Source organism: Micromonospora sp. NBC_01638 (assembly GCF_045209745.1).
Taxonomy (GTDB): domain Bacteria; phylum Actinomycetota; class Actinomycetes; order Mycobacteriales; family Micromonosporaceae; genus Micromonospora.
Genome location: NZ_CP109273.1, coordinates 6,748,110 through 6,759,867, shown reverse-complemented (window position 1 = coordinate 6,759,867; position 11,758 = coordinate 6,748,110). Strand labels below are relative to the sequence as shown.

Sequence of the window (11,758 nt, the reverse complement as noted above, 5' to 3'; positions counted from 1 at the left end):
GTGCTCGCCGGCGGGACGGCGGTCGACACCATTCACTGCGTCGCCGCGCTCGCCCTGGCCGCTGCCGACCGCCCGCAACGGCCCGCCGCCCTGACCGCCGTCGCCGTCGCCGCCGCCGCCGCCTGGACGGTGCTGGGGGCCGTCGTCGCACGAGATCGAGGGGACCGATGAGAACGCAGGAACTGCACCAACCGACCGGCCGCGTACTGGTCGTCGTGTGCGATCCGGGCGAGGAGCCGGTGAGCGTCATCGGTGCGGCGCTGCACCGGTACGACCTGCGCGCCGGCCGGGTGACCGCCGTCGGTGGCTTCCAGGAGGCGGAGGTCGGCTGGTTCGACCGGCAGGCGCGCGACTACCGCCGTATCCCGGTGCGGGAGCAGGTGGAGGTGCTGTCCCTGGTGGGTGATGTGGCAGCCCATCAGGACGAGCCCGTGCTGCACGTGCACGCGGTGCTCGGCCGCGAGGACGGCAGCACCGTCGGCGGGCACCTGCTGTCCGCCCGGGTGTGGCCGACGCTCGAGGTGATCGTCAGCGAGGTCGCGCCCGACCTGAGCAAGCGGGTGGATCCAGAGACCGGGCTGGCGCTGATCGCCGGCCCCGGCCGGTAGCGCTGATCGCCGGCCCCGGCCGGTGGCCAGGAGGCACGAGGCGACGGGAGTCGACATGGCCAAGGGACGTGACGTGCGGGTGGCGGTGGTGACCGGCGCGAGCGCCGGGGTCGGGCGGGCGACGGTACGTCTGCTCGCCCAGCGGGGTATCGCCGTCGCGCTGTTGGCGCGGGGACGGGTCGGGTTGGACGCCGCAGCCGAGGAGGTCCGCAGCGCGGGCGGCCGACCGCTGCCGATCGAGGTCGACGTGGCCGACTACGAACAGGTGGTCGACGCCGGTCGACGGATCGAGGCGGAACTGGGGCCGATCGACCTGTGGATCAACGACGCGTTCAGCTCCGTCTTCGCGCCGTTTCAGGAAACCCGCCCGGAAGAGTTCCGGCGGGCCACGGAGGTCACCTACCTGGGGTACGTGCACGGCACCCGTGTCGCCCTGTCCCACATGACCCCCCGCGACCGGGGCACCATCGTGCAGGTGGGATCGGCGCTGGCGTACCGGGGTATCCCGCTGCAGGCGGCCTACTGCGGGGCGAAGCACGCGATCGTGGGATTCACCGAGTCGTTGCGCTGCGAACTGCTGCACGAACGCAGCGGGGTGCGGGTGACGATGGTGCAGCTTCCGGCGCTGAACACCCCGCAGTTCGACTGGTTGCTTTCCCGGCTGCCTCGGCACGCCGAACCGGTGCCACCGATCTACCAGCCGGAGGTGGCGGCCCGAGCGATCGTCGGCGCCGCGGACCGACCCTACCGGCGGGAGTACTGGGTGGGCACCCTCGACGGTGCTGACCATCCTCGGCAACCGGGTCGCGCCGGGGCTGCTCGACCGCTACCTGGCCCGCACGGGTTACCGGTCCCAGCAGACCGGCCGCCCCGCCGACCCGGATCGGCCGAACAACCTGTGGCATCCGCTGGACGGGCCGGGCGGGCGCGACTACGGGGTACGGGGCGGCTTCGCCGGCCGGTCCCACGGGCACAGCCCACAGGCATGGCTGTCGCGCCACCGTCGCCTCATCGCGGCCGGGTTGGCCGGGACGGCGGCGGGCCTGGCCGCCTGGCGTCGGCACTGAACCCGGCGTCCGGGTGTCGCGGCGCCACCCGGTCGCGCTCGACCCGCCCGTTTGTCACCGGCAGGGGTCGACCTGGCCCAGCGTGACCGCCGTCTCCAGCATCAGCGCGTGCACGAAGCTTTGCGGCAGGTTGCCGCGCAACTGCCGCTGCTGGACGTCGTACTCCTCCGTGTACAACCCGGGTGGCCCGCACGCGGCCCGGTTGCGCTCGAACCAGCGGTTGGCGCTCACCGCGTCCCCGGCCTGCCAGGCGGCGAGCGCCGCCATGAACCCGCAGAGCAGGAAGGCACCCTCCGCGTCGCCGAGGGGCCGCCGGTCGGGTCGGAAGCGGTAGAGGTAGCCGTCCTCCGTCAGCTCGGCCAGGACGGCCCGCCGGGTGGATTCGGTACGGGGGTCGTCCGGCGCCAGGGCGCCTCGGATGCCGGGCAGCAGTAGCGCGGAGTCGACGCGCGGGTCGTCGTAGGCGCGCTGCCAGCGGCCTCCCGGACCGAGGCCGTGGGCGGAGGCGTCGGCGAGGATTCCGTCCGCCAGCGCGGACCAGCGTCCGACCAGGTCCCGAGAGCCGACACGCGCGGCGGCGCGTAGCCCGGCGACGCAGGTCAGCTTGGAGTGCGTCCACTGCCGCGGGGGCAACTCCCAGATGCCGGAGTCCGGCTCCGACCAGCGCCGCTCGATCACCGCCGCGGCCAGTCGCATCGCGCGGTAGGCGTCACTGTCGAGCCGATCGAGCCGCTGCGCCGCCGCGAGCACCAGCAACACCTCGCCGAAGGCGTCGAGTTGGAACTGCTCACGAACCCAGTTGCCGGTGCGGACCCTGGCGCCCGGATAACCGGGTAGGTCGTCGAGCCGTTGCTGGTGCGGCACCGAGTCGCCGTTCACGGTGTACGCCGGGGCCAACGCGTCCCCGTCGGCCAGCACCCGCGCGGTCAGGAACGCGACCGCGTCGTCGAGCAGGTCGTACCGGCCGACCAGCGCGGCTGCCTGCCCGGCGAAGGACTGGTCACGGATCCAGGCGTACCGATAGTCGTAGTTGCGTCCGGCCAGCGCCCGCTCGGGCAGCGCGGTGGTGCAGGCGGCCACCATGCCACCGCCCGGACGGGTCAGGCCGCGCAGCACCGCGTAGGCGAGGGTGGCGTCGCGGTGCGCCGGCCCGGTCAGCTCCGGCACCACCGAGCGCCAGTGCTGCTCCGTGGTCCGCCACAGCTCCCCGGGTTCCGCACCGGGCTCCTCCAGCGGCGTTGTGGACACCTCGAACACCAGGTCGTACGAGCCCCGGGCCGGAACGATCAGCTCGCCGGCGAGGGAACCGTCGGCGGTGGAGCTCAGACCCGAACCACCCCGAAATCGCAGGTACAGCGGTCCGCTGCGGGCTGTCCACCCGTCGGCGTGCCGGCTGATCTCGCGCACCGGGCGGCGGCCGAAGTCGCCGTGCGGGTCCAGGACCACACGCACCCGTGCCGGTCGCTCCGCCGCCCGGACCTGCCGCAACAGCACCAGCCGGTGTTCCTGACCCGGGGCGACGAGAGCCTCCCGGCACTCGATGATCCCTTCGGCGGTGACCCACCTGCTGCGCCACATCAGCGACCCCGGCTCGTAGTGCCCGCCCCAGACGAAGCGGTCCGCCGCCGGCGTCACGAGGAAACGACCCGGACCGCCGAGCAGCGCCGAGAACAGCGGCGGGTCGCACCAGCCGGGCGCGCAGAGCCAGTCGACATCACCATCCGGGCCGATGAGGGCACCTCGATATCCGTCAGCGAGCAGCGCGTAGTCCCGCAGTACCGCTGGGGAACTCTCCGAGGCTGGCATCGTTGGCCTCCGGTCAGGGGGTCGGGGCGTTGTTCCTGGCACCGCAGCCCGGACAGCCACCGACCGCGGCCGTGACCGCCAGCCAGCAGCCGGAGGCCGGCGCGGACCGGCGGAAACGGGGTGAACAGCGAGTCCAGGACCGCCTCGCCGTGCCGGTCCCACCGTTGTACGAGGGCCTCCCACGCCGCGCCGTCACCCGCGGCGAAGCTCTCGACCGAGGCGGCGGTCGCGGTCAGGTCCCCGGCGGGTCACCGTCTTCCCATCGTCGGCGCCTTGAAACGGACCAACGGGTACGGCCGGATCAGATCACCGTTTTCTCCATCAAACCCGGGGCTTGACACACGCTGCCCTGCTGCGGTGCCTACCCCTGGCAGGGAGTGGTTGGGCCAGGCCGGGCTCGCAATACTTCGAGTCATGAACGCGAGAGGACAGCTCGGCGATTTCCTTCAGGCCCGGCGCTCCCAGCTGCGGCCCGAGGACACCGGCGTGGCGACGTACGGTGAGCGGCGTCGGGTTCGAGGGCTGCGCCGGGAGGAGTTGGCCCTGCTGGCCGGGGTGAGTGTGTCGTACTACTCGCGGTTGGAGCAGGGGCAGGCGGTGAACGCCTCACCTGAGGTGCTCGACGCGCTTGCCCGGGCACTGCGACTCGACGACGCGGAACGCCGCCACCTGAGCGAGCTGGCGGCCGGGACCCGCCGTCGGCCCGCCGTGCGTCGTCCGGCCCAGGAGCGGGTGAGTCCGGCGGTGCGCCAGCTCGTCGCGGCGCTCGGTGACGTACCCGTGGTGGTGCTCGGTCGTCGCGCGGACGTGCTGGCGTGGAACACCGCCGGTCACGCCCTGTTCGCCGGTCACCTGAATCCGGAAATCCCGGAGCGGCCGAACCAGTACCCGAACATGGCACGGCTGGTGTTCCTGGACGCGCACACCCGCGACCTGTACGCGGACTGGCCCACGAAGGCCCGCGCGGTGGTGGCGACGCTGCGGATGATCTCCGGGCAGCACCCGGACGACCCGCTGATGGCCGCGCTGGTCGGCGAGTTGACGGTGCGGAGTCCGGAGTTCGCCGCCATGTGGGCCGACCATCGGGTGAAGGCCGGTGGCGACACCGTTTACCGGATGTGTCACCCGCTGGTCGGCGCGATGGACGTGACGCAGCAGACCCTGCGTACCGAGGACGGCCAGACCGTGGTCGTCGCCACCACCGAACCCGGCTCGGCGTCGCACGCTGCGATGACGTTGCTGGTACACGGTGCCGTCACCACCCCTGCCGGCGCTTTACCGCAGCCTGTCCTGCGCGAATAGCACCACCCCATCGGCTCGTCGCGAGGTGCTCCGAAGGAGCGCCGGACCCGTCGTGCCCGCTTCACGCCAATCCACAAGACCATGAGCAAGGGACAAGAATGCGCAAGAGAATGATGACCCTCGCAGTCGCCCTCGCAGCGGCGGGGATCGGCGTCGTGACTGTCGTGCCGTCGAGCGCCGCACCGGCCGCGACCGCACGGGCCCTGACCGTGGGGCCGGGCCGACCAGCTGCCCCGCCGGTGCCCTCGCGGATCGCGGTCCACTTCGACCTGACGAAGGGACAGCTGCCAGAGAACGTCGCCATCGGTCCGGACGGCACGGCCTACGTCACCTTCGCGGCCGCCCAACAGGTCGCCGCGGTCACCCCGTCCGGCGGGACGCGGATTCTGGCGACTCTGCCGGCCCCGGCCGACGGCGGCGTCAACACGCCGGTGCTCAGGTTCGCGCTGACCACGGGCATCGTCCGGATGGATGACGGCACCCTCTATTTCCTGTACGCGAGCGGCGATGCCGCCACCACCGGTCTGTACCGGCTACGGCCCGGGCGGGCTCCGCACCGCATCGCGGCCCTGCCGGCCGACGGGCTCCCCAACGGCCTGGCGTTCGACGCGGCGACGAAGAGGTTCTACCTCACCGACTCGGTGCTCGGCACGATCTCGACCGTTCCGCTGGAAGGCGGCCGTGTCGAGGTCTGGTCCTCGGCTCCCGAGCTCGCCGCGGCGGGTTTCCTCGGTGCCAACGGCATCAAGGTACGCGCCGACGCGATCTGGGCGACCAACCTCGACCGCGGCACGCTGTTGCGCATTCCGTGGCGGCACGGCCGGCCCGGACCGGTCCGGGTGGCGGCGAGCGGTCTGGTCGGCATCGACGACTTCGCGTTCGTCGGTGCCGGTGACCAACAGGTCATCGCCACACTGAACGGACCGAACACGGTGGTGAGCATCGACGCGGCCGGCCGTTCACGAACGCTGCTGACCGCCGCCGACGGGCTACAGAATCCAACCTCGGTGGCCGTACGCGGCCGCACCTTCTATGTGCTCAGCGCCGCGTACACCACCGGCGTCGACCCCAACCTGGCGCTGGCCACCCTGCCGCTCCGCTGACCCGTCCTTTTGAGAACCCCATGCACGATATCCAGCTCGGTGGCGTGAGCGTCACCCGCGTCGAGGAGACGCACGGCCCGATCATGCCGACCGGTGCATTCTTCCCCACCATCCCGGCTGATGCCTGGCGCACGGACCGCGACGGCTGGCGAGCGAGGGCTGTTCGCTGGCGACATCCCCGCCGCTCGAGAGCGAGGGGTCCGGGGCGCAGCGGCGCCCCGGACCCCTCCGGCCTGCTCCGCTGGTGTGCAACGGAGGAGGGGTCTCTCAGGTCACCCGCAGCGTCGACCGTTGAGGGTGAAGGCGGTTGGGGTCGGGTTGGTGCCGCTCCACGTGCCGTTGAAGCCAGTGCTGGTGGACGCGCCGGGGGCGAGTTTGCCGTTCCAGCTCATGCTGTCTGCGGTGACGCTCGTTCCGTTCTGTGTCCAGGTGGCCGACCAGCCCTGGCTGACCTTCTGGCCAACGGTGGGGAAGTCGAAGGCGAGTTTCCAGCCGTCGATCGCCGTGGTGCCGGTGTTCTTGATCGTCACGGTCGCGGTGAAGCCGCCCGGCCAACTGTTCGCCGTGTAGCCGACCGTGCAGCCAATGGTCGGGGCGGCGGGCGCGGTCCGCACGGTCAGGCCGGGCGAGGCCGTCGAGACGTTGCCCGCCGCGTCGCGGGCGGTTACCACGAAGGTGTACGGGGTGTCCGGCGTCAGCCCGGTCACGGTGTACGTGGTGCCGGTGGCGCTGCCCACCTTCACGGTGCCGGTGGTGCCGACCCGGTGCACGTCGTAGCCGGTGACGGCGGTGTCGTCGGTGGACGGCGTCCAGGCCAGCGCGACGCTGTCGCCGGTGATCGTGCCGGCGGTCGGCTTGCCCGGGGCGGTCGGCGCTTGGGTATCGCCGGGCGTGGTGCCGCGCGGCAGCACCAGGTGTGTGATCGAGTTGGCCGGGAAGGTGGCCGTGAGGCCGCCGGCGGTCACCGGCTGGTCGGCTTCCCGGACGACGGCGGCGAGGTTCGCCCCGCTGTAACGGTAGACCTGGGCGGTGCTGGCGGAGGCGCCGGTGAGGGCGATCGGGCTGGTCAGGTCGTCACCGGTCTTGTTGACCACGACCAGGGTGAGCGCCTTGTCGGCGCTCCGCTCGGCGGCGTACACGGCCAGCCTGCCCTGGTCGGCGCTGGTCGCCTGGACGGACGTTTCGCCGAACGCCCCGCCCTTGCCGTCATAGTTGCGGTAGACGCGGAAGGCGTTGGCCACCGGCTGGTCGGCCCCGGGCGCGGTCCAGAGGTTGGCCAGGTCGAGCCCTTCGCGGCCGAAGATGCCGAGCACGTCAGCCTGGGCGAGCGCGCCGTTGAGCGACCCGTGGCCGCCCCAGTTGTACTCGGTCATCGCGATCTTCGTGCCCGGGTAGTGCTGGTCGACCAGATCGCGCAGGCGCGGGATGAACCGGACCGGACTGTTGATCCAGCTCTCGTCCACGTAGGTCGGGTCCCAGAGCTGGCGGGTCGAGCGCAGTCGCAGCGCCTGGGTGTTGGCGTCGCCGGCCGCGTCGCCGAACACGCCGGACTGCTGCGGGTAGAGGTGGACGTCGAAGTAGTCGAGGATGCGGGTGCCGTGCTGCTGCTCGTACTCGCGCATCCGGTCCAGGTACCACGGGCCGAGGTCCTGGCCGCCATGCGCGGCCTTGTCCGGCGGGTTCGACCAGCAGCCGGTGCGCGAGCAGGTGTCCTGGTCGAGGCCCGAATAGATGATTGAGTTCAGGCCCCAGCCGACGGGACCGAGCGTCTTCGCGCCGGGGTCGGCAGCCTTGATCGCGGCGGCATACTCGTAGGTGCGGTCGCGTAGCTCGTCGTAGCCCAGCCCGGTCGGGCGGACGTCGCGGTGGGTGGATTGCCACAGGTCCGGCTCGTTGTCCAGGTTGTAGAACTGGACTCCGCCGTCGGCGGCGGTGCCGAACTGCCCCTTGAGGTGGTTGACGAAGTCGGTGACGTACTCCGGACCGACGGCGACGCTGGTGTCCTTTGGATCGTTGCCGGTGACGAGTGACCCGTCCGGCTTCTTGCCGTTGCCGCAGTCCGGTGCCCAGGGGTCGGTGGACTCCTGCGGGCCGTACTTGGCGACGCTGAAGCCACACGCCCGCGACCGGTCCTTGGCGATCCAGCCGAGCAGCGGCACTGTCATGACGGTGGCGGCGCCGGTGGCCTTGTTCTGCTGCACGAACCGGTCGGTCTCCGAGCCCTTCGGGAGGTCGGCCGGGCTCGGGTTGTCGTTGGGGATGTTCTCGAAGTACCAGTCCGATGCGCGGTTGGTGGTGTCGGCACGGAAGTTGTAGCGGGTGGTGGCGTTGCCGCCGTAGCGGTGCACCGGCAGCCGCAGGTCGCGGGCGAGGGCCTGGTCGGCGAAGTTCATGCCGTAGACGTACGGACTGATCTGGTGTCGGGCGGCGGTGGTGTCCACGGCCAGCGCCGGGCCGGTCGCGGCCAGGGCGGGCTCCGGCAGGGCCAGGCCGCCGAGGGCCGTGGCGAGCACGACCGGGAGTAGAACTCTTGTGGTTCGCACGAGCATTCCTTTCGAATAGAAGCTCGACGATGGGAGCGCTTCCACAGCGTTGCGCTTTCCTGGCTTCGAGTCAACGTCGGAAGGCTCCTTGTGGATCATGTCGATCGCGCGGTCACGGGCTTTAGCTCCAAGCGACGGGCCTCGTTCAGCATCGCCGCCATCAGCAGCGTGTGCCGAAACTGGGGGAGCGGGTTGGGAGCAGACGCACCACGACTCGGACACCGAACTGGTCGTAGCCCCACCGAGCAGCCTCTAGCACGCATTCTCAATCTCGTCGTCAAGGCCGGTCACTATCTCTGCTCGGAGTCAGGACATGTCAGGTCCGGTCCCCGGTCCAGGCCGCTTCGAGGATCGCGGTCAGGCTGGCGGTGTCGGTCGGGCCTGGATGGTTCTGGATCAAGCGGGTGACGCCACTGGCCATCTCCGCGAAGCGCGGGAGGTCGGCGCGTGCCACGCCGATGTCCGCCAGGGTGGGAGGGATGCCGATGTCGGCAAGGAGCCCGTCGAGCCAGGTGAGGAACGTGTCTGCGGCCTCGGCATCCGAGGCGTCGGTCACGTCGAGCCCGCACACCCCGGCGAGGATGGCCAACCGGTCGCCGATGGCATCCCTGGCCGCGTCCAGCGCGTAGGGCAGGAGCAGCCCGACGCCCAGGCCGTGCGGCGTGTGCGTGGCTGCGCCGATGGGGTACTGGAGAGCGTGCGGGGCCGCGTTGCCCGCGTGGGAAAAGGCGAGCCCGGCGAGCACGGACCCATAGGACATGTCCGCGCGCGCGTCCGTGTCGCCTCCGTCCCGGACAGCACGACGCAAGCTACGGGCGATCCGCTCCGCGGCCAGGAGCGCGTAGTGGTCGGTGATCGGGTTACGGCCGAGGAAGACCTGCTCCACCAGGTCGCGCGGTCCGTGGGCCCGGGGTCGCGCGGTGTAGCTCTCCACCGCGTGACAGAACGCGTCGATGCCGGAGTGGGCGGTGACGGTCGCAGGGCAGGTGTAGGTGAGTTCGGGGTCGACGATGGCGAAGTCGGGCACGATGTGGACGCTGGAAACCCCCACCTTCAGCTCGCGGTCCGGGTCGGTCAACACCGAGACGGGTGTGAGCTCGGAGCCGGTGCCTGACGTCGTCGGGACCGCGACGAGAGGAACCGTCGGCCCCGGCACCTTCGACTCGCCATAGAAGTCGCGCGGCGTCCCACCGTGGCGCCGGATGACGCCGACGATTTTGGCGAGGTCGATCACCGTGCCACCCCCGATGGCGAGGATCACGTCGGCGTCCACCTTGGCGGCGGCCGAGACGGCCAGGGCGACATCGGCGAGTGGCACGTCTGGAGTCGCGTCGGAAAACACCTCGACGACCTCGACCTGCTCCCGCACGGCGGCCACGATCTCGGCCACGCCGGGCTGCCCCAGAAGAACCTGGTCGGTCACGATGAGGACTCGCGAGCCACTCTCGGCCACCACTCGTGGGATGTTCTGCGCGACCCCTTCGCCCACTATCAGCTGGCGTGGTCCGCGGACGGTCTCAAGCATGTCAGTGCCTCTCCGGAACGTCGGCGGCGATGTGCTGGGCGGACGTAGCCGTTGGGACCACCGAAGGGGCTGGTCGCCCCAACCACCGCCGCGGCTGTGGTGCGCACACCGGCGGAGTCGCCGGCGTCCCCGGTGCCAGCGGATTCGTGCCGGCCATGGCCCGGGTCCCGTCCCCCGGGTGGAGGCCGGTCAGGTCGTGTGTGCACAGGGTGCGGTGATCCTCGGCGGGCGCCCGGAGCAGCAGGCCGATCACGGTAGGTCGATCGCCGCGTAGGTGAGGTCGAGGTACTCAAGGATGCCCTCGTGCGACCCCTCCTTGCCGATCCCGGACTGCTTCACGCCTCCGAACGGAGCTGACGGGTCCGATATCAGGCCACGGTTGATGCCGATCATCCCCGTGTCGAGCCGCTCGGTGAACCGGAGCGCCCGCTGGAGGTCACGGGTGAAGATGTATCCGACCAGGCCGTGCTCGGTGTCGTTGGCCTTCGCCAGCACCTCGTCGTCGGACGTGAACGAGATGATCGGCGCCACCGGGCCGAAGATCTCCGTCTGCAGCATCAGCGCATCGTCGGGCACGTCGACGAGGACCGTAGGCGGGTAGAAGTGGCCCGGCCCATCCGTGCGCTCGCCGCCCACCAGGACCCGGGCGCCGCGATCGACCGCGTCGGCGACGAGCTCGTCGATCTTGGTGACCGAGGCCTCGTCGATCAACGCCCCAACATCCACGCCGTCGTCGAGACCATGGCCCACCGACAGCGCGCCCATCCGCTCGGCGAAGCGCGCCGTGAACTCCTCGCGCACCGGCTCCTCGACGTAGATCCGGTTGGCCGCGATGCAGGACTCCCCGATGTTGCGCATCTTGGCCACCATGGCACCGTCGACCGCGACGTCCAGGTCGGCGTCGGCACACACGATCAAGGCCGCGTTGCCGCCCAGTTCCATTGAGGTACGCAGCACGTTGTCCGCAGCCTGTCGCAGCAGCACGCGCCCGACCTCGGTCGACCCGGTGAACGAGAGCTTGCGGGTCCGACTGTCGGCCAGCAGTGCGGAGACCACCTTGCCGGAACGCTTGGTGGTCACCACGTTGACGACGCCCGGGGGAACGCCGACCTCCTCCATGATGCGGGCCAGGAACAGCATGGTGAGTGGCGTCTGGCCTGCTGGCTTGGTGATCGTCGTGCAGCCCGCAGCCAGCGCAGGAGCGATCTTGCGGGCACCCATGGCCAACGGAAAGTTCCAGGGCGTCACGAAGACGCACGGACCGACCGGCTTCGGCACGGTCAGGATGCGATATCCACCTGTGGGAGCGGTGCTGTAGCGCCCCTCGACGCGCACCGCCTCCTCGGCGAACCAACGGAAGAACTCGGCGCCGTAGGCCACCTCTGCCCGAGCCTCGGCGAGCGGCTTGCCCATCTCGAGCGTTATCAGCCGAGCGACCTCCTCGGATCGCTCGGTCAGTGCCCGGTACGTCGCGGTCAACAACTCTGACCGTTTCCGCGGCGGGGTCGCCGCCCACTGCGCCATCGCCTTGCTCGCCGCGTCCAGAGCGGCGAGCCCGTCAACGACGTCGGCGTCCGCCACCTCGGCGATGGTCTTGCCGGTGGCCGGGTCCTCGACGGCAAAGGTGGCTCCGCTTGCGGCGTCGCGCCAGGCGTCGCCGATCCGGAGCCGCCGGTGCTCGGGGGCCAGGACGTTCATCGGGTCACTCATCGCGTCGCCTCCTGTGATCTTCTTCGTGATGTCCGGGCGTGTGCCTCAGCGATCGCGCAGTGCGCGGAGACGGGCGGGTCACCCGCCCTCGTCG

At 71.0% G+C, this 11,758-nt stretch carries 8 protein-coding genes and 1 pseudogene; 5 read left to right on the top strand and 4 right to left on the bottom strand.

All coding sequences use genetic code 11. The annotated features are described in order from the left end of the window. From OG811_RS31380 to OG811_RS31370, 3 genes and pseudogenes are all read left to right on the top strand, one after another. Positions 1–171 (top strand): hypothetical protein, encoded by a 171-nt coding sequence (locus OG811_RS31380; RefSeq protein ID WP_406070908.1) that lies wholly within the window; start codon positions 1–3, stop codon positions 169–171. After that, entirely contained in the window at positions 168–608 is a 441-nt protein-coding gene (locus OG811_RS31375) for a PPC domain-containing DNA-binding protein (RefSeq protein WP_406070907.1), read from the top strand. The genes OG811_RS31380 and OG811_RS31375 overlap by 4 nt, the downstream gene beginning before the upstream one ends. A gap of 55 nt (positions 609–663) precedes the next feature. Beyond that, positions 664–1,675, top strand: a pseudogene (locus tag OG811_RS31370) (SDR family oxidoreductase). Positions 1,676–1,729: 54 nt separating this feature from the next. Here OG811_RS31370 and OG811_RS31365 read toward each other — a convergent pair. Next, positions 1,730–3,481, bottom strand: coding sequence for a glycoside hydrolase family 15 protein (locus tag OG811_RS31365; RefSeq protein ID WP_406070906.1), 1,752 nt, complete (start codon positions 3,479–3,481; stop codon positions 1,730–1,732). A gap of 414 nt (positions 3,482–3,895) precedes the next feature. Between OG811_RS31365 and OG811_RS31360 the strand changes: the two genes are divergently transcribed. Continuing rightward, positions 3,896–4,783, top strand: a complete 888-nt coding sequence (locus tag OG811_RS31360; RefSeq protein ID WP_406070904.1) for a helix-turn-helix transcriptional regulator — start codon at positions 3,896–3,898, stop codon at positions 4,781–4,783. Positions 4,784–4,881: 98 nt separating this feature from the next. Beyond that, the gene (locus OG811_RS31355; RefSeq protein ID WP_406070902.1) at positions 4,882–5,886 is read left to right on the top strand and encodes a hypothetical protein; all 1,005 of its coding nucleotides are present in this window, start codon (positions 4,882–4,884) and stop codon (positions 5,884–5,886) included. Positions 5,887–6,158: 272 nt separating this feature from the next. On the opposite strand, the gene OG811_RS31350 is transcribed toward OG811_RS31355, so the two are convergent. The 3 genes from OG811_RS31350 to OG811_RS31340 all read right to left on the bottom strand — a co-directional run bounded on the left by OG811_RS31350 (position 6,159) and on the right by OG811_RS31340 (position 11,664). Continuing rightward, the gene (locus OG811_RS31350; protein ID WP_406070900.1) at positions 6,159–8,435 is read right to left on the bottom strand and encodes a glycoside hydrolase family 44 protein; all 2,277 of its coding nucleotides are present in this window, start codon (positions 8,433–8,435) and stop codon (positions 6,159–6,161) included. 310 nt (positions 8,436–8,745) lie between these two features. Next, entirely contained in the window at positions 8,746–9,954 is a 1,209-nt protein-coding gene (locus OG811_RS31345; protein WP_406070899.1) for an iron-containing alcohol dehydrogenase, read from the bottom strand. 249 nt (positions 9,955–10,203) lie between these two features. Continuing rightward, positions 10,204–11,664 (bottom strand): NAD-dependent succinate-semialdehyde dehydrogenase, encoded by a 1,461-nt coding sequence (locus tag OG811_RS31340; protein ID WP_406070897.1) that lies wholly within the window; start codon positions 11,662–11,664, stop codon positions 10,204–10,206. Positions 11,665–11,758 lie beyond the last annotated feature (94 nt).

What these genes read in the sequence shown, in the direction of transcription:
- OG811_RS31375 (WP_406070907.1), top strand. Translation starts at nt 168, where the DNA reads ATGAGAACGCAGGAACTGCACCAACCGACCGGCCGCGTACTGGTCGTC.
- OG811_RS31365 (WP_406070906.1), bottom strand. Translation starts at nt 3,481, where the DNA reads ATGCCAGCCTCGGAGAGTTCCCCAGCGGTACTGCGGGACTACGCGCTG.
- OG811_RS31360 (WP_406070904.1), top strand. Translation starts at nt 3,896, where the DNA reads ATGAACGCGAGAGGACAGCTCGGCGATTTCCTTCAGGCCCGGCGCTCC.
- OG811_RS31355 (WP_406070902.1), top strand. Translation starts at nt 4,882, where the DNA reads ATGCGCAAGAGAATGATGACCCTCGCAGTCGCCCTCGCAGCGGCGGGG.
- OG811_RS31350 (WP_406070900.1), bottom strand. Translation starts at nt 8,435, where the DNA reads ATGCTCGTGCGAACCACAAGAGTTCTACTCCCGGTCGTGCTCGCCACG.
- OG811_RS31345 (WP_406070899.1), bottom strand. Translation starts at nt 9,954, where the DNA reads ATGCTTGAGACCGTCCGCGGACCACGCCAGCTGATAGTGGGCGAAGGG.
- OG811_RS31340 (WP_406070897.1), bottom strand. Translation starts at nt 11,664, where the DNA reads ATGAGTGACCCGATGAACGTCCTGGCCCCCGAGCACCGGCGGCTCCGG.